The sequence below is a fragment of the Cereibacter sphaeroides 2.4.1 genome (genome assembly GCF_000012905.2).
Classification (GTDB): domain Bacteria; phylum Pseudomonadota; class Alphaproteobacteria; order Rhodobacterales; family Rhodobacteraceae; genus Cereibacter_A; species Cereibacter_A sphaeroides.
Window position 1 is genome coordinate 2,758,173 of the sequence record NC_007493.2, and the last position, 22,006, is coordinate 2,780,178.

Below are 22,006 nucleotides of genomic sequence, written 5' to 3' on the forward strand. Positions count from 1 at the left end.
TCCCTTTCCCCGACTATGGGGCGGCGCAGGCACCGGCTCAAGGGGGGGACGCCGCCACAGTCGCGCGAGGCGCGGGCGGGTTGGCGCAGTTGTGACTTTCCAACCGCCCCCTGCTGCGGAATTGTGCGTCCATGCTGATCCGATTGTTCCTCGCCTCGTGTCTGGCCCTGGCTGCTCTGCCGGCCGCCGCGACTCCGCCCGACCAGATCCTCAAGGCCGAACTCCTGCCCGGCTGGCGCGAGGGCGGCCGGCATATCGCCGCCCTCCGGCTGAAACTCGCGCCCGGCTGGAAGACCTACTGGCGCAGCCCCGGCGAGGCCGGCATCCCGCCCGAGTTCGACTGGAGCGGCTCCAGGAACGTGTCGGGCGTGCGGATGCACTGGCCCGTGCCGCATGTCTTCAGCCTGAACGGGATGCAGACCATCGGGTACCGCGACGAGGTGGTGCTGCCCTTCGAGGTCGAGACCCGCGACGCGCGAGAGCCCGTCCGCCTCAGGGCGCGGGTCGATCTGGGCGTCTGCCGCGACATCTGCGTACCCGCGGAATTCGAGCTCGACGGCGAGCTGGGGCCCGTGGGCGCGCCCGATCCGATCATCTCGGCCGCGCTCCGCTCGCGCCCCGAAACCGGCCGCGAGGCAGGCGTGGGCCGGGTGGCCTGCCGGGTGGACCCGATCGACGACGGGCTGCGGCTCACGGCCGAGCTCGACCTGCCCGCGACCGGCGGCGCCGAGGTGGTGGTGATGGAGCCCGGAACGCCGGCGATCTGGACCTCCGAGGCGGTCACGTCCCGGCAGGGAGCCCGACTCGTCGCCGTGTCAGACATGGTCGGGCCGGACGGCGTGCCCTTCGCTCTCGACCGCTCGGCGGTCACGCTCACCGTTCTGGGCGACCGCCGCGCGGTCGAGATCCGGGGCTGCCCGGCACCCTGAGGCGGGACCGCCGCGACTGCGGCCGCCGGGGCGGGGGCTCGATGCCCCCGACGCGGCGTCCTCCCCGTCCCACACTGCCCCGCCGCCTCGCTGTCCGCAGCCCAGCCGCGCCGAGCCCAGCCGCGCCGAAGTCGGCTCCCCCGCACGAACTTCCGCGCGCCCGGCCCCCGCCCGCCTCAGCGCGTGAGCCGCGCCTTCACCTCCAGAAGATCCGCCCAAGCCTCGCGCTTGGCCTCGGGATTGCGCAACAGATAGGCCGGGTGGCACATCGGCATCACCGGCCGGCCCCAGGCCTCGGCCCAGCGACCGCGGAGCCGGGTGATTCCCGTCCGCCCCAGCAGCGCCGCGCAGGCCGTGTTGCCCGTCACCACGATCAGGTCGGGCGCGGCCAGCTCCACATGCCGTGCGAGGAAGGGCGTCATCATCGCCACCTCCTCCGCCGAAGGATCGCGATTCTGCGGCGGCCGCCAGGGCATCACATTGGTGATATAGAGCGCGGTCTCGGCATCCGGGCTCGTGCGGGAGAGGCCGATCGCCGCGAACATCCGGTCGAGAAGCTGCCCCGCCCGGCCCACGAAGGGCCGGCCCGCCGCATCCTCCTCGCGCCCCGGCGCCTCGCCGATCAGCATGAGCCGCGCCGCCGGATGGCCGTCCGAGAAGACCGTGTTCCGCGCGCCCCGCTTCAGATCGCAGTGGTCGTAGGCCGCCATCGCCTCCCGCAGCGCCTCGAGGGTGGGCGCGGCCGCGGCCGCGCGCCGCGCCTCCTCCACCGGATCGGCCGCCGCGACCGGATCGGGCGCGGCCGTCGCCGCCACCGCGGCGGCGGCAGCCTTCGGCACCGGTTGCGCGTCGCCCAGCTCGTAACGGTTCACCGGCGCATCGAGGATCGCCTCGGTCGCGCCGAGATCCACCTGCCAGGCCAGCGCCGCCAGCGCCGCGTTCCAGTCCAGCCCGTCCATCGCCCCTCCGACTCGCGCGCCGACCCTAGGCCGCGGCCCGTCTCCCGGCAACCGCCTTGCCCCGCGGGGCCCGCCTTCCTATAAGCGCCGCAGCCCGGTCCTCGAGGGAGTTGCCCATGACCTTCCGCGCCCGCCACCTGCTCGGCATCGAGCATCTGGCCCCCGACGAGATCCGCTCCGTCCTCGACCTCGCCGACAGTTATGTGGACCTCAACCGCCGCACGATGAAGCAGTCGGACGCGCTGGCGGGGATGACCCAGATCAACATGTTCTTCGAGAATTCCACCCGCACCCAGTCGAGCTTCGAGCTTGCGGGCAAGCGGCTCGGCGCGGATGTGATGAACATGGCGGTGGCGCAGAGCTCGGTGAAGAAGGGCGAGACGCTCCTCGACACCGCCATGACGCTGAACGCGATGCACCCCGATCTCCTCGTGGTGCGCCACCCGGCCTCCGGCGCCGTCAACCTCCTGGCCTCCAAGGTGAATTGCGCCGTCCTCAACGCGGGCGACGGACGGCACGAACATCCGACGCAGGCGCTCCTCGATGCGCTCACCATCCGCCGCGCCAAGGGCCGCATCCAGCGCCTGACCGTCGCCATCTGCGGCGACATCGCCCACAGCCGGGTCGCGCGCTCGAACCTGATCCTGCTCGGCAAGATGGAGAACCGCGTGCGCCTGATCGCGCCGCCCACGCTGATGCCGCCGGGGGTGGGCGAGTTCGGCTGCGAGCTGTACGACGACATGAAGAAGGGCCTCGAAGGCGCCGATGTGGTGATGATGCTGCGCCTCCAGAAAGAGCGGATGGACGGGGCCTTCATCCCTTCCGAGCGCGAATACTACCACCGGTTCGGTCTCGACGCCGAGAAGCTCGCCTTCGCCAAGGAGGATGCGATCGTCATGCATCCGGGCCCGATGAACCGCGGGGTCGAGATCGACGGCACGCTCGCCGACGACATCAACCGCTCGGTGATCCAGGATCAGGTCGAGATGGGGGTGGCGGTGCGCATGGCCTGCATGGATCTTCTGGCGCGGAACTTGCGTGCCGAGCGGGGCCGTGCGGCCGTGGGGGTGATGGCATGAGCCTGCTTCTCACCAACGCCCGGCTGATCGACCCCGAGGGCGGCACCGAGACCGAGGGCGACCTGCTGATCGAGGGCGGCCTCATCGCCGCCGTGGGCGCGCTCGAGCCGCCGCCCGGCGCCGAGGTCATCGACTGCGGCGGCAAGTGCCTCGCCCCCGGCATCGTCGATCTCGGCGTGAAGGTGGGCGAGCCCGGCGAGCGCCACCGCGAGAGCTTCCGCTCGGCGGGCCTCGCCGCCGCCGCGGGCGGCGTCACCACGATCATCGCCCGCCCCGACACGATGCCCGCCATCGACACGCCCGAGGTGCTGGAATTCGTCACCCGCCGCGCCGCCGAGGCGAGCCCGGTCCGCATCCGCCACATGGCGGCGCTGACCAGAGGCCGCGAGGGGCGCGAGATGGTGGAGCTCGGCTTCCTGCTCGACACCGGCGCCGTGGCCTTCTCCGACTGCGACCATGTGATCGAGACCACCAAGGTCGCCGCCCGCTGCATGACCTATGCCCGCAGCCTCGGCGCCCTCGTGATCGGCCATCCGCAGGATCCGGGCCTCTCGGCCGGCGCCTCCGCCACCAATGGCAAGTTCGCGAGCCTGCGCGGCATCCCGGCCGTCCATCCGATGGCCGAGCGCATGGGCTTCGACCGCGACATGGCGCTGGTCGAGATGTCGGGGGTGCGCTACCACGCCGATCAGGTCACCACCGCCCGCACCCTGCCCGCGCTGGAACGGGCCAAGGCCAACGGGCTCGACGTGACGGCGGGCGTGGGCATCCACCACCTGACGCTGAACGAGTTCGACGTCGGCGATTACCGCACCTTCTTCAAGCTGAAGCCGCCGCTGCGCTCGGAAGAGGACCGGCTGGCGATGGTCGAGGCGGTGGGGTCGGGGCTGATCGACATCATCTCCTCGATGCACACGCCGCAGGACGAGGAATCGAAGCGCCTGCCCTTCGAGGAAGCTGCCTGGGGCGCCGTCGCGCTCGAGACCTTCCTGCCCGCGGCCCTCCGGCTCTATCATGCGGGCCGCCTGACCCTGCCGCAGCTGTTCCGGGCCATGGCGATCAACCCGGCGAAGCGGCTCGGCCTGCCGCAGGGGCGGCTCTCCGATGGGGCGCCGGCCGATCTCGTGCTCTTCGATCCCGACGCGCCCTTCGTGCTCGACCGCTTCACCCTGCGCTCGAAATCGAAGAACACGCCCTTCGACGGCCAGCGGATGGAGGGGCGGGTGCTCGCCACCTATGTCGGCGGCCGACGGGTCTACGCCGCGGGTGAATGAGTCCTCGCCCGGGCCTGTCATTCACGCTTCGCGAACGGCAGGCCATCCTCGGGGCCCGGCCGCAGCGGCAGGCCATCCTTGCGACCCCGGCCTGCGATTGCAGGCCACTTTCGTGACCCAGGCCTGCGGCGGCACGCCCTCTTCGCGCCGGGGCCTCGGCCGGACCAGACTAGAGCAGACCGTCCCGGCGCCCGGGACCAGCAGAGCGGGAGAGAGTGACATGCCGGCCATCGAAAGCGGCCTTTGGGCGCTGATCCTGACGGGAGTGCTGGGCTATCTGCTCGGCTCGATCCCGTTCGGCATCGTCATCACCCGCGCGCTGGGGCTGGGCGACCTGCGCAAGATCGGCTCGGGCAATATCGGCGCGACCAACGTGCTCCGGACGGGCAACAAGCCCGCGGCGCTGGCCACGCTGCTCCTCGATTCGGGCAAGGGCGCCATCGCCGTGCTGATCGCGCGCGCGGCCGTGGGCGAGGATGCGGCGCAGCTTGCGGCCTTCACCTCGTTTCTGGGGCACCTTTTCCCGGTCTGGCTCGGCTTCCGCGGCGGCAAGGGGGTCGCGACCTTCCTCGGCACGCTGCTGGCACTCGCATGGCCCGTGGGGCTCGCCTGCTGCCTCACCTGGCTCGCGACCGCGGCCCTGGGCCGGATCTCCTCGCTCTCGGCCCTCGTGGCTGCGGCGAGCGGTGTCCTCTGGATGATCCTTCTGGGCTACGGCCAGATGGCGGCGCTGGGGGCGGTGCTCGCGGTGCTGATCTTCATCCGCCACCATGCGAACATCCGCCGGATCCTCGCCGGCACCGAGCCGCGGATCGGGAAGAAGTAACCCTTCGAGGGCTCGTCCGCGGCAGCGCCGGCGAGCGGGGGCTCGATGCCCCCCGAGCCGGCCCCTCCGGCCCGGTCCGCGCGCCGGGACGGGGCGGCCCCGCTCAGTAGCTCATCTCGGGATAGATCCGGCGCAGGTCGCCCTCCCAGGGGCCGTGGAACCGCTCGAGCAGCAGATCCGCCACCGCCCGGCCCGAGGTCACGCTCTCGGCCAGCACCTCGAGATGGCCCGCCTCGTCGGCAAAGCCCTCGCCCGCCAGCGCCCGGGCGCGGAGCCCGGCAGCGGCGATTGCCACGGCCTCGCGCGCCACGTCGAGGAGCCGCACGCCCCCCGCCTCGCCCTGCAGCCCGTCGACCGAGGCCGCCACGCGCAGCCCCTCGCGCGTCTCCGCGCTCCAGTCCCGGGCGAGATCCCAGGCGGCATCGAGGGCCGCGCCGTCATACATGAGCCCGACCCAGAAGGCGGGCAGCGCCACCAGATGCGACAGCGGGCCGGCGTCGGCTCCGCGCATCTCGATGTATTTCTTCACCCGCGCCTCGGGGAAGACCGTGGTCATGTGGTCGGCCCAGTCCGACAGCGTGGGCTTCTCGCCCGGCAGCGCCGGCAGCTCGCCCTTCAGGAAGTCGCGGAACGACTGGCCCAGCGCGTCGATATACTGCCCGTCGCGGTAGACGAAATACATCGGCACATCGAGCACCCAGTCCACATAGCGCTGGAAGCCCATCCCCTCCTCGAAGGCGAAGGGCAGCATGCCCGTCCGCGAGGCGTCTAAGCTGCGCCAGATGCGCGAGCGCCAGCTCTTGTGGCCGTTCACCCGGCCGTCGAAGAAGGGCGACGAGGCGAAGAGCGCGGTGGCGACCGGCTGCAGCGCCAGCGCGACGCGCAGCTTCTTCACCATGTCGGCTTCCGAGCCATAGTCGAGATTCACCTGCACGGTGCAGGTGCGATACATCATCTGGGTGCCGTGGGTGCCCACGCGCCCCATATAGTCGGTCATCAGCCGGTAGCGCCCCTTTGGCATCACCGGCATCTCCTCGTGGCTCCAGATCGGGGCCGCGCCCACGCCCATGAAGCGCACGCCCATCGGGTCCGCCACCTCGGCCACCTCGCGCAGGTGGCTCTCGAGTTCTGCCCTGGTCTCATGCACCGACAGGAGCGGCGCGCCCGACAGCTCCAGCTGCCCCCCCGGTTCGAGCGAGACATTGGCACCGTCGCGCTGAAGGCCGATGATCGCGTCCCGCTCCATGACCGGCTCCCAGCCGAACCGGTCGCGCAGACCTTCGAGGATGGCGCGCACCGAAGCCGCACCCTCGTAGGGCAGCGGCTTCAGGTCGGCGGTCAGATAGCCGAACTTCTCGTGCTCGGTGCCGATGCGCCAGTCCTGGGCCGGCTTGCAGCCCGCTTCCATATAGGCCGCCAACTGCTCGTAACTCTCGATCGGCCCGCCGCCGGACTGGGGAATGGACATGCACGCGCTCCGATCGCTTGTTCGGGAGGCAAGACCTGTCGTGTCGTCGCAGTCAAGTCAAGACCGCGCGCGAGGGCCTCCGCCAGATCAGCTGCCCTGCCGTCGGGGCTTGCGACGAAAGGCTGATGACATTGCCGCCCGGCGCCGGGGCCTCCGCGGGGCCGGACAGGGCCGCGAGCAGGCGGCTCGTGTCGAGGCCGGGCAGCGCTGCGAAGGCGTCGAACAGGCGGTGAGCCCCCTCTGCGCCGACGGGAATGGACAGCACCTGCCCGTCCGATTGGCGCAGCCGCCAGTGCCGCTCTCCCCGGACAAGGACGAGGCGCAGTTCCTCGAGATCGTCGAGGGCGACATAGCCGCCCCAGTCGGGGCCGAGATAGCCGATCTGGCCCTCGTCGAGTTCGACGAGGCCCGCCGCCCCGCCGCTCTGGCCAAAGCGCACCCGGCGGAGCGCGATCACGGCCCAGCCCGCGGCCACGGCGAAGGCGAGCCCGCCCAGCGGCACGAAGAACCACCCGCCCAGCGAGGCGAGCCAGAGCGCCCCGGCCATCGCCGCCGCCGCCGCGGCAGGTTCGCGCCAGCGGAGGAGGAGCCCCTGCACCTTCGGCCGCAGAAAGCTCACCGCCAGTCTCCGAGCACCGACTGCCAGAGCGTCAGCGCTGCCACCGCCGCCGTGTCCGCGCGCAGGATGCGCGGGCCGAGGCTCACGGGCACCACCTGCTCCATCCGGCGCAGGCGCGCCTGCTCTTCCTCCGAGAAGCCGCCCTCGGGCCCGATCAGGATGGCCCAGGGCCCGGGCGACGGCCGCTTCGGCCCCTCCTCGAAGCCGCGCGCCTCAAAGCCGCCCGCGGCCTCGAGTAGCCCCGCCCGCGCACCCACGAGGCTCTCGTCGCACCACATGATCCGCCGGTCGGCCGGCCAGTCGGCCAGGAGCCGCTCGAGGTTCGTCAGATCGGCCACCTCGGGCACGAAGGTGCCGCCGCACTGCTCCGCCGCCTCGACGGCGTGGGCCTGCAGCCGGTCCTGCCGGATCCGCTCGGAATTGGTGAAGCGGGTCTGCACCGGCAGGATCCGCGCCGCGCCCATCTCGGCCGCCTTCTCGACGATGAAATCGGTGCGCGCCTTCTTGATCGGTGCGAACAGGAGCCAGAGGTCGGGCGGCAGGCGGAGCGGCGCAGTCTGATCCTTGCAGAGGAGCGTGCCGCCCCGCTTGCCCGCCTCGGCCACCTCGGCCCGCCACTCGCCATCCCGGCCGTTGAAGAGGGACACCGCCGCCCCCCGCGCGAGCCGCATGACCCCGAACAGGTAATGGGCCTGATCCTGCGTCAGAGGAACGGGTTGCCCGGGTCCGAGGGGCTGCTCTACATAAAGCCTGACTTTCGCATCCGACATGGGGGCACCTTATGCAGCAGCCGCGCCAAGCGCCAGAGGCTCCCGCCGGGGGACCGGCGGCCGGGACGACGCAGGGTACGGTGGCCGATGCCCCGCCCGGTAACTGGGTCGACCGGCTCGCGCCCGCCGCCACGCGGCCCTATCTGCGCCTGTCGCGCGCCGACCGGCCGATCGGGACATGGCTTCTGCTGATCCCCTGCTTCTGGGCGGTGGCGCTGGCGGCGCTGGCCGATCCCGGGGGATACCGGCCGCTCGACCTCTGGCTCGTGATCGGCAGCTCGGTCGGCGCCTTCCTCATGCGCGGGGCGGGCTGCACCTGGAACGACATCACCGACCGCGAGTTCGATGCCGCGGTGGCGCGCACCCGCTCGCGCCCGATCCCCTCGGGGCAGGTCAGCGCGAAGGCCGCGGCGGTCTGGATGGTGGTGCAGGCGCTGGTCGCCTCGCTCATCCTCTTCAGCTTCAACGGCACCGCGATCCTGCTGGGCGTGGCCTCGCTCGCCCTCGTCTGCATCTATCCCTTCGCCAAGCGCTTCACCTGGTGGCCGCAGGCCTTCCTCGGGCTCGCCTTCAACTGGGGGGCGCTGCTGCTCTGGGCCGCCCACACCGGCAGCCTCGGCTGGGCACCTGTGGCGCTCTATGCCTCGGGGATCGCCTGGACCCTGTTCTACGACACGATCTACGCCCATCAGGACAAGGAGGACGATGCGCTGATCGGGGTGCGCTCGACCGCGCGGCTCTTCGGGCAGCATACGGGCAAGTGGCTCGTGGCCTTCATGATGGCGGCGACCCTCCTGATGACGCTCGCGGTGCTGCTGACCGTGCTGCCGCAGGGCTCGATCCTCCAGCTCTTGATCGCGCTCGCGGGCGTCTGGGGCTTCGGCGCCCACATGACCTGGCAGATCGCCCGGCTCGACACCGAGGACACCGCGCGCTGCCTGCGCCTCTTCCGCTCGAACCGGGACGCGGGCCTGATCCCTGCGCTGTTTCTCGCCACAGCCGCGCTCCTTTGATTGAAGGGGCGGGGCGCAGAGCCTAAAGCACGGGACGACCGACGACCTTTCGACGGGAGAATCCGCGCCATGCGCCTGAAACCGAGCCTCCTTGCCTCCGCCGCCTTCGTCACGGCCGCGGCGCTTGCCGTGGTGGGGGCCTCCGTGGCCGCGACCGTGATCGAGAACCGATCCGTCGAGGCCGTGCAGTCGCGGCTCACCGCCGCGGGCCTCACCTTCGTCGAGGTCCATGCCGACGGGCTGCAGGTCTGGCTGCGCGGCACCGCCCCGAACGAGGCCACGCGCTTCCGCGCGGTGAACCTCGCGGGGGGGGCCGTCGATGCCACGCGGCTGCGCGACGCGCTCGAGGTGACGCCCGTGCGCGAGATCGAGGCGCCGCGCTTCTCGGTCGAGATGCTGCGCAACGACGACGGCGTGTCGCTGATCGGCCTGCTGCCCGAGGCGGGCGGCACCGAGGATCTGGCCAATGCCGCGCGCGGCCTCGGCACCGGGCTTCAGGTGGCCGACATGCTGGAGACTGCCGATTTCCCGACGCCCGAGGGCTGGTCCTCGGCGCTCGCCTTCGGGCTCGAGGCCCTGCGCCTCCTGCCGCAATCCAAGATCTCGGTCGATGCCGACCGGGTCTCGATCACGGCCATCTCGAACAGCGAGGACGAGAAGCGCAAGCTCGAGGGGCAGCTTTTGCGGCTCGCGCCAGAGGGGCTGGAGCTCGTCATGAACATCTCGGCGCCGCGGCCCGTGCTCACGCCCTTCACGCTGCGCTTCGTGATGGACGAGGAGGGTGCGCGCTTCGACGCCTGTTCGGCCGACACGACGCGGGCGCGCGACCGGATCCTCGCGGCCGGCACCGCGGCCGGCGTGACCGAGGAGACCACCTGCACCATCGGGCTGGGCGTGCCCTCGCCCCGCTGGGCCGAGGCCGCCGAGGCGGGCGTGCGGACCGTGGCCGAGCTCGGCGCAGGCAGCGTGACCTTCTCGGACGCCGACGTGACGCTCGAGGGCAAGCCGGGCACGCCGCGCGCCCAGTTCGACCGGGCGGTGGGCGCGCTCGAGGCGGCGCTGCCCAAGGTCTTCTCGCTCGAGGCGACGCTGCCCCCTGCCCCGCAGGCGGTGGCCGAGGGCCCGGCCGAGTTCCGCGCCACCCTGTCAGATCAGGGCCGGGTCGAGCTGTCGGGGCGCGTGACCGACGAGCTGACGCGCAAGGCGGTGGACAGTTTTGCCCGCGCCCAGTTCGGCGCGAGCAAGGTGCGCAGCGCGACGCGGCTCGACGGCGAACTGCCCGAGGGCTGGCCCACCCGGGTCCTCGCGGGGCTCGAGTCGCTGGCGCAGCTGCATTCGGGCGAGCTTCTGGTGCGGGCCGACACGGTCGAGGTGACGGGCGTCACCGGCTCGAAACAGGCCAGCGGCCGCATCTCGCAGGTGCTGTCGGCGCGGCTGGGCCAGGGCCGCAGCTTCAAGGTGGACATCGTCTACGACAAGAAGTTCGACCCCGAGGCCGCGCTGCCCACCGCGCAGGAATGCATGTCCCGCATCCGCCGCGTGCTCGCCGGGCAGAAGATCACCTTCGAGCCGGGCTCGGCCGAGATCGACCAGAGCGCGCGGGGCACGCTCGACGGGCTGGCCGAGGTGTTCAAGGTCTGCAAGGCCATGCCGCTCGAGATCTCGGGCCATACCGACAGCCAGGGCAGCGAGGGCGGCAACAAGGCCCTGAGTCAGGCCCGGGCCGAGGCGGTGCTTCTCGCGCTGCAGGGCCGGCGCGTGGACGTGGGCCGGATGAAGGCCGTGGGCTACGGCGAAGAGCGCCCGATCGCCGACAACGGCAAGGAGGAGGGCCGCGAGGCCAACCGCCGGATCGAGTTCACGTTGCTGGGCGAGGACGGCAATCCGGTTGACGACGCGGCTCCGGTCGTGGAGGAAACGGCGGAAGCCACGCCGTCCGACGGCGCGGAGGCCGCCGCGGACGACGAACCCTCGGCGGCGCCGACCGAAATGACGCGGCGCCCGAAGCGCCGTCCCGCGGAGGACTGACCGGGGCCCGGTCCCGGGACCCGGCCGCACGAGGGGCCGGATCGGAAGCGCCGCCCGCCTCCGGCTCCGGCCGGAGAGACCATCCGACGCGCCCCTGACGGGCAACGACCGAGAAGAGCATGAACCGCACCGAATTCATCATCGCGACTGCTGTCATCCTGTTCGTGGCCTTCGGCATGGGCTGGCTCGCCCACTGGCTCGTCAGCCGCTTCTCGCGCGTGACGGGCGACATGTCCGAGGTGGACCGGCTGGCCCAGCATCTCCACGAGGCCGAGGAACAGCGCGATCAGGCGCTGCTCTATCTCGAAAGCCGCGAGGCCGAGCTCGGCGCGCAGCTGGCGCAGACCGAAGCCGAGCTGCGCGCCACGATGGACGGGCTGCGCGAGGCCCGCGCGGAATCCGAGGAACTGCGCGACTATATCGACCGGATCAGGGCCGGCTGACCGCGCCGGACCCCAGAAGATCGGTCACCAGCCGCGAGGCCGGATCGGCCAGCGCATCGATCACGTCGAAATGGTGCCGCCCCGGCTCCACATGCCAGGGGCAGGACCAGGCCTCCGACAGAAGCCGCGCCTGCCACAGGAAGGCGGGCCGCTCCTGCCCGCCCACATGGACGGTGACGGCGGTCGAGGGACGGCGCGCGGCGCGGGCAGGGCTCTCGGCCGCGGCCTCGGCCGGATCGAGGCGCAACCTGTCGTTCATCGCGGTCGGAATCAGCGGCTCCAGCTCGGACAGGGGCGAGATCGGCACGCAGCGCAGGAGCCGCGCGGCAAGGTCGGGCGCGACCGGCGCCTCGGCACAGGCGAGGCGCGCCGCGAGGTGGCCGCCGGCGGAGTGGCCGGTCAGCACCACGGGTCCCGCCACCTCGTGCGCCGCCGCGGCAGTGGCGCGGGCCGCATCCTCCACCATCTCCGCAATGCGCGCCGCGGGGGCGAGCCGGTAGGAGGGCATCGCCACCGCCCACCCGAGGGCCAGCGGCCCCTGCGCCAGATGCGACCAGGTCTCGCGGCCGAAGGCCATCCAGTAGCCGCCATGGAAGAAGATCGCGAGGCCCCGCGGCGTGCCCTCGGGCAGGAACAGATCGAACCGCTGCCGCGGGTCCGGCCCGTAGGCAAGATCCAGCCGGGCCCGGGATCCGAGCCCCGCACGGAAGGCTGCCGCCTCCGCCTCCCAGCGCGGCGGGTAGGTTTCCGCGCCCTCGATGAAGTCGCCATTGGCATAGGCGCGGCTCGCCTCTTCCCTTTCTCTCACACTGACATCTTTCGCCCTGCCGTTACTGGACATGTCCCCCGCCCCGTGCTTTCCATTGTGCGATGCACTCTGCCCGGCCCTCCGGGCAGCCGCAAATCCATTGTCCCCGGGAGGATCAGATGCTCGACTCCGTCACCGACCTGCGCTCGCTGCTCAAGGACCCGTCGCTGCTCGAAACCCGCGCCTTCGTGGCCGGCGAGTGGGTCGATGCCGACGACGGCGCAACCTTCGAGGTGACGAACCCCGCCCGCGGAGACGTGATCTGCACGGTGCCCGACCTCGGCCGGGCCGAGACGGCGCGCGCCATCGCCGCCGCCGAGGAGGCCATGAAGGAGTGGGCCGCCCGCACCGGCAAGGAGCGCGCGCAGGTCATGCGCAAGTGGTTCGACCTGATGATGGCGAACCAGGACGACCTCGGCGCGATCCTCACCGCCGAGATGGGCAAGCCGCTCGCCGAGGCGAAGGGCGAGATCGCCTACGGCGCCTCGTTCATCGAGTGGTTCGGCGAAGAGGCCAAGCGCATCTATGGCGAGACCATCCCCGGCCACATGCGCGACAAGCGCATCACGGTTCTGAAGCAGCCGATCGGCGTCGTGGGCTCGATTACGCCGTGGAACTTCCCGAACGCCATGATCACCCGCAAATGCGGGCCCGCGCTGGCGGCGGGCTGCGGCTTCGTCGCCCGCCCCGCGGCCGAGACGCCGCTCTCGGCGCTGGCGCTCGCCGTGCTGGGCGAGCGGGCCGGGCTGCCCAAGGGCATCCTCTCGGTCATCACCTCGAGCCGCTCCTCGGACATCGGCAAGGAGATGTGCGAGAACCCGATCGTCCGCAAGCTCACCTTCACCGGCTCGACCGAGGTGGGCCGCATCCTGCTGCGGCAGGCGGCCGATCAGGTGATGAAATGCTCGATGGAGCTCGGCGGCAACGCGCCCTTCATCGTCTTCGACGATGCCGATCTCGACGCCGCGGTGCAGGGCGCCATGGCCTCGAAGTTCCGCAACAACGGCCAGACCTGCGTCTGCGCGAACCGGATCTACGTCCAGTCGGGCGTCTATGACGCCTTCGCCGAAAAGCTCGCCGCCGCCGTGAAGAAGCTGAAGGTGGGCGACGGGCTCGTCGAAGGCACCGAGGCCGGCCCGCTCATCAACGAGAAGGCGGTGGCCAAGGTCGAGGAACATATCCGCGACGTGCTCGACGGCGGCGGTCAGGTGCTGACCGGCGGCAAGCGCCACGCGCTCGGCGGCACCTTCTTCGAGCCGACGGTCGTGACCGGCGTGAAGCAGGAGATGAAGGTTTCGACGGAAGAGACCTTCGGCCCGCTCGCCCCCCTCTTCCGCTTCGAAACCGAGGATGAGGCGGTGGGCTACGCCAACGACACGATCTTCGGCCTCGCCTCCTACTTCTATGCGCGCGACGTGGGCCGCATCACCCGCGTGCAGGAGGCGCTGGAATATGGCATCGTGGGCGTGAATACCGGCATCATCTCGACCGAGGTGGCCCCCTTCGGCGGCGTGAAGCAATCCGGCCTCGGCCGCGAGGGCTCGCGCCACGGGATCGAGGATTACCTCGAGATGAAATACATCTGCCTCTCGATCTGAGGCGGATCCGACGCGCCCCTGCCCGGCATCCGTCCGGGCAGGGTTCCTTTTCCCAAGGGCTCCGATGCTCGTTGAGATTCTCGTCGTCCTCGCCCTGATCGCGCTGAACGGCGTGCTGGCCATGTCCGAGCTGGCCATCGTCTCTGCCCGCCCCGCCCGGCTGAAGCCGATGGCCGAAGCCGGAAGCCGCGGGGCCGCGACCGCCCTCTCCCTCGCCGAGGATCCGGGCCGGTTCCTCTCCACCGTGCAGATCGGCATCACCCTCGTGGGCGTGCTGTCGGGCGCCTTCTCGGGCGCGACGCTCGGCGCGCGGCTGGCCGGCTTCCTCGCCGCCGAAGGGATCGAGCCCAAGCTTGCCAGCACGCTCGGCGTGGGCGGCGTGGTCGTGCTGCTCACCTATCTCTCGCTGATCGCGGGGGAACTGGTGCCGAAGCAGCTGGCCCTGCGCAATGCCGAAGGGGTGGCCGCCAAGGTCGCGCCGATGATGCGGCTTCTGTCGATCGTGGCCGCGCCGGTGGTGTGGTTCCTCGACCGGTCCGGCAAACTCGTGCTGGCGCTGCTGGGCCAGGGCGGCGCCTCGCGCTCGCGCGTGACGGACGAGGAGGTGCGCTCGCTCCTGACCGAGGCCCACGAGGAGGGGGTGATCGAGACCGAGGAGCGGGCCATGCTCTCGGCCGTGATGCGGCTGGCCGACCGCTCGGCCCGCGCCCTGATGACGCCCCGGCGCGACGTCGAGATGCTCGATCTCGAGACGCCCGCCGAAGATCTTGCCGAGACGCTGAGCCGGATCGGCCGCGCCCGGGTGCCGGTGCGCCGCCGCGCCACGGACGAGGTGCTGGGCGTGCTCTACCTGACCGACGCCTTCGCGGCCCTCTCCGAAGGCCGCCCGCTCGATCTCGCGGCCCTCGTGCGCGAGACGCCCGTGGTTTCGGACAAGGCCGATGCGCTGAACGTCGTCGAGATCCTGCGCGCCTCGCTGAGCCATGTGGTCCTCGTCTACGACGAATACGGCCATTTCGAGGGCATCATCAGCCGCGGCGACATCCTCGAGGCGGTGGCGGGCAGCTTCCGCGAGACGGTCGAGGAAGAGCCCGAGATGGTCGAGCGCGAGGATGGTTCGCTCCTCGTGGCGGGCTGGATGCCGGTCGACGAATTCTGCGACCGGCTGGGCGTGCCGCGGGCCCTCGCGGGCGATTACGAGACGGTTGCGGGCCTCGTGCTGAACCAGCTGCGCGCGCTGCCGCAGCTCGGCGATCACGTCCTTGTGCCGGGCTGGCGCATCGAGGTGGTGGACATCGACAACCGCCGGATCGACAAGGTTCTTGTCAGCAGGGCCTGATTTTCTGCCTGCGAAGCGATCGACAGGAGCGACCGTCCCGAGATGGAGACATCCGATGAAAGGCTGGCCGGGGCGGCCGCGGAGGGCGACCGCGGGGCCTTCGCCCTGCTGGTCGAACGGCATTACGACCGGATCTTCGGGCTGAGCTGGCGGTTGACCGGCAGCCGCACCGAGGCCGAGGATCTGGCGCAGGACATCTGCGCCGCCCTGCCGATGAAGCTGCGGGGCTGGCGCGGCGAGGCGCGCTTCACCACTTGGCTCTACCGCGTGGTGGTGAACGCGTCCCACGACCTGCGCCGCCGGCAGTCGGCGCACAGCCGCGCGGCCGCGGGCTGGGGCGACTGGGAACTGGCGCGGCAGGACGAGATCGGCGAGGCGCGCGCGGCCGAGGAATGGCTGGCCGCCGCCATGACCGCCCTGCCGGTCGAGCTGCGCGACACGGTGGCGCTGGTGCTGGGCGAGGAGATGACGCAGGCCGAGGCCGGCGCCGTTCTGGGGCTGGCCGAGGGCACCGTGGCCTGGCGCATGTCGGAGGTGAAGAAACGCTTGAGGGCCATGGCTCTCCGGGAGGCCCGCGCATGAGCGACGACCGCACCGACGACGATCTCGAGGCTCTGCGCCGGGCACTCGCGCGCGAGGCGGCTCCAGCGCCCGATCCCGAGGCACGGGCGCGCGCCATGGCGCTGGCGCTCGAGAATTACGACAGGTTCCAAGGACGGGCGAGCGGGCTGCGTCAGGGGAAGGACCGCCCGGCCGGGGCGGGGTTCCTCAACGGAGTGCGCCGCATGTCGGGTTCCTTCTTCTCCCGCCCCCTTCTCGCCGCCACCGGATCGGTCGCGGCTCTGGGCCTCGCCCTCGTCGTGGTGATGCCGAACGCGCGGCTGGCCGAGCCGCCGCAGACCGCGCCGGACGCGCCCGAGGCGGATGCCCGCCTCGCCGCCGCGCCGGACGCGGGTGGCGGGGCCGAGACGGCCGGTGCGCCGGTTCCCGCGGAACCGCGGGCACGGAGCGCCGAGGGCGCCGCCCCGCAGACCTTCGCCGCCGACGAAGCGATGCCCATGGCTGCGCCGCCCGCGCCGGATCTCGCCCTCTCGAAGCAGGCCGCCGAAGCCCCCGCGCGCGCCCTTCCGCAGGGCGACAGCGAGGCCTTCGCGAATGCGCCCGACAATCCGCTCCGCGTGACCGCCGAGGATCCCGTCTCGACCTTCTCGATCGACGTGGATACGGCAAGCTACGCGATCCTCCGCTCGAGCCTGCGGGCCGGGCAGCTTCCCCCGCGCGAGGCGGTGCGGATCGAGGAGATGATCAACTACTTCCCGTACGATTACCCGGCGCCGGAGAACGGAACGCCGCCCTTCCGCCCCACCCTCTCCGTCACCCGGACGCCCTGGAACCCGGAGACGCAGCTCGTCCATGTGGCGCTGCAGGGCCGGATGCCCGCCATCGAGGACCGGCCGCCGCTGAACCTCGTCTTCCTGATCGACACGTCGGGCTCGATGCAGGATCCGGCGAAGCTGCCGCTCCTCAAGCAGTCGTTCGGGCTGATGCTCGGCCGCCTGCGCCCCGAGGATCAGGTGGCCATCGTGACCTATGCCGGCTCGGCGGGCGAGGTGCTGGCGCCCACGGCCGCGAACCAGCGCAGCACCATCCTCTCCGCCCTCGACCGGCTCGATGCCGGCGGATCGACCGCGGGAGAGGAGGGGCTGGCGCTCGCCTACCGGACGGCCTCGGAAATGGCGGGCGCGGGCGAGGTCACGCGCGTGGTGCTGGCCACCGACGGAGACTTCAACCTCGGGATCAGCGACCCGGAAGAGCTGGCCCGCCTCGTGGCGCACGAGCGCGACACCGGCATCTATCTCTCGGTGCTGGGCTTCGGGCGCGGCAATCTCGACGATGCGACGATGCAGGCGCTGGCGCAGAACGGCAACGGGCAGGCCGCCTATATCGACAGTCTGAACGAGGCGCAGAAGGTTCTGGTCGACCAGCTCAGCGGCGCGCTCTTTCCCATTGCCGACGATGTGAAGGTGCAGGTGGAGTGGAACCCGGCCCGCGTCGCGGAATACCGGCTCATCGGCTACGAGACCCGCGGCCTGCGCCGCGAGGATTTCGCCAACGACCGGGTCGATGCGGGCGAGATCGGCGCCGGCCATGCGGTGACGGCGATCTACGAGATCACGCCGGTGGACAGCCCCGCGCGCCTGACCGATCCCCTGCGCTACGGCGCCGAACCGCCCGAGGGCGCGCATGGCGACGAACTGGGCTTCCTGCGGCTGCGCTACAAGGCGCCGGGCGAGAGCACATCGACCCTGATCGACACGCCGATCCCGGACATGCTGACCGAGGCCTCCGAGGACGTGCGCTTCTCCACCGCCATCGCGGGCTTCGGCGAGCTTCTGCGCGGGTCGGACAAGCTCGGCGCCTGGGGCTGGGACGAGGCCATCGCCTTGGCCGACGGGGCGCGCGGGGCCGATCCCTTCGGCTACCGGGTAGAGGCCGTCCAGCTGATGCGCCTGGCCGAGAGCCTCAGCCGCTGAGGGGCGAAGGCGTTCGGGCGCCTCTCCCGCCGCAGCCTCCCTGCCGCCGACGGAGAGCCAGGAAGCAGGAGGGCCAAGCCACCGTTGACGCGGGGGCACGAGCCCACTCTGCCGAGCGCGTCCTGTCTGCGGCAGCGGTCGCGCGACGGGCGTGCATTTCGCGCTTCGCGAATGGCGGGGTCGTGGCGGCAGAGGCACACAGCAAAAGGAGCGCGCCTTGCGGCGCGCCCCCGAACGACATCGACAGAGAGATCAGGCCTCGACCGGCTCCTTCACCGCCTCGATGGACCTGGTCCCACCGAGGTCGCCGCGGGCGATCTCGATGCGGCGCGGCTTCAGCGCTTCGGGCGTCTCGCGCACCAGATCGATGTGCAGCATCCCGTGCTCGTGCGTGGCACCGGAGACGCGGACATGATCGGCCAGCGCGAAGCGGCGCTCGAAGGCCCGGGTGGCAATGCCGCGGTGGAGATAGGTCCGCTCGGCTTCGTCCGCGGCCTTCCGGGCGCCGACATGGAGCGTGTTCTCCTTGACCTCGACCGCCAGCTCGTCGGGCGTGAAGCCCGCCACCGCGATCGAGATGCGATAGGCATTCTCGGCGGTCTTCTCGATGTTGTAGGGCGGATAGGTGGGCTGGGCGACCTCGCTGGTCATCACGCGGTCCATCAGGTCGGCAATCCGGTCGAAGCCGACGGTGGCGCGGTAGAGCGGCGAGAAATCATAGCTACGCATGGTCATCCTCCAAGAAGCGATGCTGTGCGGTCCTCCCCCCGGGGGACGGACCAGACGCCGGGCCCGTTGTGGCACCCGGCAGGGAGAATCTGGGCAGGCGCCGCGGCGATTTCAAGAGCCTCCCAAGGCACCCCGCGCGGCTGACGCCGAAGCACCTCACGGCCGCCCTCCGCCATATGCGGGGGGGGCGCCACTGAAGCTGGAAGCCGCCCGGCGAGAGAGAGGTCCCGCGCCGCCTCGCCAGAGGATCGCACCTCCGGCCCACGGAAACCGCCAAGGCTGGCCCGCGTCCCCTTAGGGCAACTCGGGCCGCACGAACTTCGCCCCGCCGCCTTCCATCCGCACCATCGGCTCGACCCGGCGGATCTGGCCGCCTGCATGGTCGAGCTCGGCCAGAAGGTCCTCGAGCGGATCGCCGATGTCGGTCCCCAGCGCGATCGGCCTGCCGTCCAGCTCCGCCTTGGCCGAGACGATCGAGACGAGGCGCGGCATGCCTTTGCGCAGGATGAAGACCGGCGCGCCCGAGGATCCGAAATCGACCGAGCAGGACAGGACCAGCGCGCCCGGCAGCCGCCCGATCACGCTGCAGACCTCCTGCAGCGACGGCGCCTCGGCCCGGTCCTGCGCATAGGAGACGACGCCCACCCGGTCGCCGGAGAGGGCGCCCGGCTCCAGCCCGAACGGCCGGACCGAAGGCAGCCGGATCGGCCGGTCGAGCTCGAGCAGGGCCAGATCGAACCGCACCCGCTCGGCCGGTTCGCTGCCGGAAAAGACATAGTCGGGATGGGCCAGCGCCCGCCGCACCCTCCGGTAGGCCGCCGCGCGCCCGTTCCGCCAGCCCGCCAGAAACTCGAGCGCGCCGGCCTCGATCCGCGCGCCTGTCTCCCTGTCGTAGAGGCAGTGCGCCGCCGTCAGCACGAGGCCGGGCCGGATCAGCACCCCGGTGCAGAACCCCCGGTCGCCGAGGAGAATCTTGCCCACCGCCTCCCAGCCGCGGCTGTCGTCCCCGGTCTCGAGGCTCTTCAGCCGCGCCTCCTGCGCCGGGGCGGGCCCCGCAAGGCAGAGGATCAGCCCGAGGATCGTGAGGAAGCGCATGGATGCTCCGGAAGCCATGGCCCCTCGGGCTAGGCCCGGCTCATGGCCTTTTCATGGCGGATCGTTGCCGAGCTCCAGACGGCGCGGCTTCGGGCCGCCCGTCGCCCAGTCCAGAAGCTCGACCGTATGGACGACCGGCACGCCCATCCCCGATCCGATCTGCATGATGCAGCCGATGTTGCCCGCCGACACCACGTCGGGCTTCCGCGCCTCGAGGGTTGCCACCTTGCGCGCCTTGAGCTCGGCCGAGATCTCGGGATGGAGCAGGTTGTAGGTCCCGGCCGAGCCGCAGCAGAGATGCGGGTCGGCGGGCTCGGTCACCTCGAAGCCCGCGCGGGCCAGAAGCTCCTTGGGCGCCTGCCGGATGCGCTGCCCGTGCTGGAGCGAGCAGGCCGAATGGTAAGCCACCCGCAGGCCCTTCGGCGCGCCCTCGGGCAGGCCTAGCCGTTCGAGCAGCTCGGTCACGTCGAGCGCCAGCGCCGAGACCTCGGCCGCCTCCGCCGCCAGCGGATCGTTGCGGAAGATGTGGCCGTAATCCTTGATCGTCGTGCCGCAGCCGCTCGTGTTGATGACGATGGCGTCGAGCCCCCGCGCCCGCTTCTCCGCCATCCACGCCCGGATGTTGGTCGCGGCCAGCCCGTGGCTCTGCTCCGCGCGGCCCATGTGATGGGTGAGCGCCCCGCAGCAGCCCATGCCCTTCGGGATCACCACCTCGCAGCCCATCCGCCGCAGAAGCCGGATCGTCGCATCGTTGATGTCGGTGTCGAGCGCCCGCTGCGCGCAGCCCGTGAGCAGCGCCACCCGCATCCGCTTCGGGCCTGTCGCCTCGAACACCTGCGGCCGGTCGTTCGGCGAGGGCTTCGGCACATGATGCGGCGCCAGCGCCAGCATGGCCTTCAGCCGCGCGTCGGGCACCAGCCCCGCGAAGGGCCGGCCCAGCTGCGCCAGCCGCAGCGCCGCGCGGAACCGCGCCGGATAGGGCAGCAGCTGCGCCACTGTCCAGCGCAGCAGGCGCTCGAACAGCGGGCGGCGGTAGGTCTTCTCGATATGATCTCGGGCGTGGTCGACGAGATGCATGTAATGCACGCCCGAGGGGCAGGTCGTCATGCAGGCGAGGCAGCCGAGGCAGCGGTCGATATGCTTCACCGTCCTGGCATCGGCGGGCCGCCCGGCCTCGAGCATGTCCTTGATGAGGTAGATGCGGCCGCGCGGGCTGTCGAGCTCGTCGCCCAGCACCTGATAGGTCGGGCAGGTGGCCGTGCAGAAGCCGCAATGGACACAGGCGCGCAGGATCTCGTTCGAGCGTGCGACGCCCGGATCCTGCAGCTGCTCGTCGGTGAAGGTCGTCTGCAAGAGGCTCTCCCGTCAGGCCATGAGGCCGGGGTTGAAGAGGCCGCGCGGGTCGAACCTCGCGCGGAGGCCGGCGGCCAGGGCCGCGAGCGGCAGCGGCTCGGGATGGAAGGCCGCGACCGGCGCCGTCCCGCGCACCAGCGTGGCATGGCCCGCGAAGGGAGCGATCCGCGCCCGCAGGTCGGTGCCGGGCTCCGTCAGGATCCAGACCAGCCCGCCGCCCCAGTCGAAGAGCGCCGCCCCCCCCGCCCGCGCCGCCACGGCGGGCGCCTCCGACGGCTTCAGCGAGAGCCGCCAGACGTCGCCCTCCCGGCCGTGGAAGGGCGCCACATCGCGGATCGCCGCCCAGGGGCTCTCCACTTCGGCCGCCTCGCCGAAGCCCGTGAGCAGCCGACGGAGCCTCTCCGCACGGTAGCGCACCGAGGCCTCGAACCCCTCGATCCGCAGGAAGGTCCCCCGCCCCGGCCAGTGCGCCGCGCCCGACACATCGAAGGGCGATCCGAGCGCCGCGGCCATCGCCTCCACCGCCCGCTCCGGCGCGAGGTCCGGCAGGGCCAGGGTCAGCTCCGTCTCGGGCAGCGGCAGAAGCTTGAAGGCCACCTCGCTCAGCACGCCCAGCGTGCCGTGGCTGCCCGCCATCAGCTTCACCAGATCGTAACCGGTGACATTCTTCATCACCCGCCCGCCGTTCTTCACCACCTGCCCCACGCCATCGACGAAGCGCACGCCGATCAGACTGTCGCGGCAGGCCCCCGTCTGGATGCGCCGCGGCCCCGAGCCATTGGCCGCCACCACGCCCCCCAGCGTCGAGACGCCCTCCCGTCCGAGGAGCCCCCGCAGGTCCGGCGCCTCGAAGGGCAGCCGCTGGCCTTCGGCCGCGAGCATCGCCTCGATCTCCCCGAGCGGGCTGCCCGCCCCCGCCACCAGCGTGAGCGCCCCGGGCTCGTAGAGCCGCACGCCCGCCAGTCCCGCCGTCTCGAGCGGCGCGCCGTCGGTGCGCCCGATCGCGCGCGTGCCCCCGCCCCGGATCCGGAGCGGGCCAGCGGCGCCGCGCACGATCTCCGCCAGTTCCTCCTCGGTCGACGGCCGCATCCTGCCCCTTTCATTCTGGCTCAAATATCCTGCGGGGGTCCGGGGGCGCACGG

At 71.7% G+C, this 22,006-nt stretch carries 20 protein-coding genes; 11 read left to right on the plus strand and 9 right to left on the minus strand.

Annotated elements, in window-relative coordinates; genetic code table 11:
* Positions 1–131 precede the first annotated feature (131 nt).
* Positions 132–929 (plus strand): protein-disulfide reductase DsbD domain-containing protein, encoded by a 798-nt coding sequence (locus tag RSP_RS13375; RefSeq protein WP_009563045.1) that lies wholly within the window; start codon positions 132–134, stop codon positions 927–929.
* Between the two features lie 176 nt (positions 930–1,105).
* Here RSP_RS13375 and RSP_RS13380 read toward each other — a convergent pair whose 3' ends face one another.
* Positions 1,106–1,888, minus strand: coding sequence for a uracil-DNA glycosylase (locus RSP_RS13380; RefSeq protein ID WP_011338649.1), 783 nt, complete (start codon positions 1,886–1,888; stop codon positions 1,106–1,108).
* 116 nt (positions 1,889–2,004) lie between these two features.
* Here RSP_RS13380 and RSP_RS13385 point away from each other — a divergent pair, with 116 nt between their 5' ends.
* The 3 genes from RSP_RS13385 to plsY all read left to right on the plus strand — a co-directional run bounded on the left by RSP_RS13385 (position 2,005) and on the right by plsY (position 5,067).
* Positions 2,005–2,967: an aspartate carbamoyltransferase catalytic subunit gene (locus tag RSP_RS13385; protein ID WP_002721320.1), complete on the plus strand. Its 963-nt coding sequence runs from the start codon at positions 2,005–2,007 to the stop codon at positions 2,965–2,967.
* Positions 2,964–4,241 (plus strand): dihydroorotase, encoded by a 1,278-nt coding sequence (gene pyrC, locus RSP_RS13390; protein ID WP_011338650.1) that lies wholly within the window; start codon positions 2,964–2,966, stop codon positions 4,239–4,241. Before RSP_RS13385 ends, pyrC begins: the two co-directional genes overlap by 4 nt.
* Before the next feature lie 220 nt (positions 4,242–4,461).
* Positions 4,462–5,067, plus strand: a complete 606-nt coding sequence (plsY, locus tag RSP_RS13395; protein WP_009563048.1) for a glycerol-3-phosphate 1-O-acyltransferase PlsY — start codon at positions 4,462–4,464, stop codon at positions 5,065–5,067.
* A gap of 103 nt (positions 5,068–5,170) precedes the next feature.
* Here plsY and RSP_RS13400 read toward each other — a convergent pair whose 3' ends face one another.
* The 3 genes from RSP_RS13400 to RSP_RS13410 are packed head-to-tail and all read right to left on the minus strand — an operon-like array spanning position 5,171 to position 7,924.
* A complete protein-coding gene (locus RSP_RS13400; protein ID WP_011338651.1) occupies positions 5,171–6,535 on the minus strand; it encodes a glutamate--cysteine ligase in 1,365 nt (454 codons plus the stop codon).
* Between the two features lie 52 nt (positions 6,536–6,587).
* Positions 6,588–7,154 (minus strand): hypothetical protein, encoded by a 567-nt coding sequence (locus RSP_RS13405; protein ID WP_011338652.1) that lies wholly within the window; start codon positions 7,152–7,154, stop codon positions 6,588–6,590.
* Positions 7,151–7,924 carry a 16S rRNA (uracil(1498)-N(3))-methyltransferase gene (locus RSP_RS13410; protein ID WP_011338653.1) on the minus strand — a complete coding sequence of 258 codons (774 nt, stop codon included), beginning with the start codon at positions 7,922–7,924 and terminating at the stop codon, positions 7,151–7,153. The genes RSP_RS13405 and RSP_RS13410 overlap by 4 nt, the downstream gene beginning before the upstream one ends.
* An 11-nt stretch (positions 7,925–7,935) precedes the next feature.
* Between RSP_RS13410 and ubiA the strand changes: the two genes are divergently transcribed.
* The 3 genes from ubiA to RSP_RS13425 all read left to right on the plus strand — a co-directional run bounded on the left by ubiA (position 7,936) and on the right by RSP_RS13425 (position 11,408).
* A complete protein-coding gene (ubiA, locus tag RSP_RS13415) occupies positions 7,936–8,937 on the plus strand; it encodes a 4-hydroxybenzoate octaprenyltransferase (protein ID WP_011338654.1) in 1,002 nt (333 codons plus the stop codon).
* A gap of 69 nt (positions 8,938–9,006) precedes the next feature.
* Positions 9,007–10,965, plus strand: a complete 1,959-nt coding sequence (locus RSP_RS13420; RefSeq protein ID WP_011338655.1) for an OmpA family protein — start codon at positions 9,007–9,009, stop codon at positions 10,963–10,965.
* Positions 10,966–11,084: 119 nt separating this feature from the next.
* On the plus strand, positions 11,085–11,408 hold the full coding sequence (locus RSP_RS13425; protein WP_002721328.1) for a hypothetical protein: 324 nt from the start codon (positions 11,085–11,087) through the stop codon (positions 11,406–11,408).
* Here the strand turns inward: RSP_RS13425 and RSP_RS13430 are convergent.
* Complete coding sequence (locus RSP_RS13430; RefSeq protein ID WP_011338656.1) at positions 11,395–12,249, minus strand: alpha/beta hydrolase; 855 nt, start codon at positions 12,247–12,249, stop codon at positions 11,395–11,397. The genes RSP_RS13425 and RSP_RS13430 overlap by 14 nt on opposite strands.
* An 86-nt stretch (positions 12,250–12,335) precedes the next feature.
* Between RSP_RS13430 and RSP_RS13435 the strand changes: the two genes are divergently transcribed.
* The 4 genes from RSP_RS13435 (at position 12,336) to RSP_RS13450 (ending at position 17,687) form a co-directional block, all read left to right on the plus strand.
* On the plus strand, positions 12,336–13,814 hold the full coding sequence (locus tag RSP_RS13435) for an NAD-dependent succinate-semialdehyde dehydrogenase (protein ID WP_017139973.1): 1,479 nt from the start codon (positions 12,336–12,338) through the stop codon (positions 13,812–13,814).
* Between the two features lie 64 nt (positions 13,815–13,878).
* Complete coding sequence (locus RSP_RS13440; protein WP_011338658.1) at positions 13,879–15,153, plus strand: hemolysin family protein; 1,275 nt, start codon at positions 13,879–13,881, stop codon at positions 15,151–15,153.
* 42 nt (positions 15,154–15,195) lie between these two features.
* On the plus strand, positions 15,196–15,735 hold the full coding sequence (locus RSP_RS13445) for an RNA polymerase sigma factor (RefSeq protein WP_002721332.1): 540 nt from the start codon (positions 15,196–15,198) through the stop codon (positions 15,733–15,735).
* The gene (locus tag RSP_RS13450) at positions 15,732–17,687 is read left to right on the plus strand and encodes a vWA domain-containing protein (RefSeq protein WP_011338659.1); all 1,956 of its coding nucleotides are present in this window, start codon (positions 15,732–15,734) and stop codon (positions 17,685–17,687) included. The genes RSP_RS13445 and RSP_RS13450 overlap by 4 nt, the downstream gene beginning before the upstream one ends.
* 252 nt (positions 17,688–17,939) lie before the next feature.
* Here RSP_RS13450 and RSP_RS13455 read toward each other — a convergent pair whose 3' ends face one another.
* The 4 genes from RSP_RS13455 to RSP_RS13470 form a co-directional block, all read right to left on the minus strand.
* Positions 17,940–18,416 (minus strand): Hsp20 family protein, encoded by a 477-nt coding sequence (locus RSP_RS13455; RefSeq protein WP_011338660.1) that lies wholly within the window; start codon positions 18,414–18,416, stop codon positions 17,940–17,942.
* Between the two features lie 294 nt (positions 18,417–18,710).
* A complete protein-coding gene (locus RSP_RS13460) occupies positions 18,711–19,511 on the minus strand; it encodes a trypsin-like serine peptidase (protein ID WP_017139975.1) in 801 nt (266 codons plus the stop codon).
* 51 nt (positions 19,512–19,562) lie between these two features.
* Complete coding sequence (gene glcF, locus RSP_RS13465) at positions 19,563–20,864, minus strand: glycolate oxidase subunit GlcF (protein ID WP_011338662.1); 1,302 nt, start codon at positions 20,862–20,864, stop codon at positions 19,563–19,565.
* A 12-nt stretch (positions 20,865–20,876) separates the two neighbouring features.
* Positions 20,877–21,953, minus strand: coding sequence for an FAD-binding protein (locus RSP_RS13470; protein WP_011338663.1), 1,077 nt, complete (start codon positions 21,951–21,953; stop codon positions 20,877–20,879).
* Positions 21,954–22,006 lie beyond the last annotated feature (53 nt).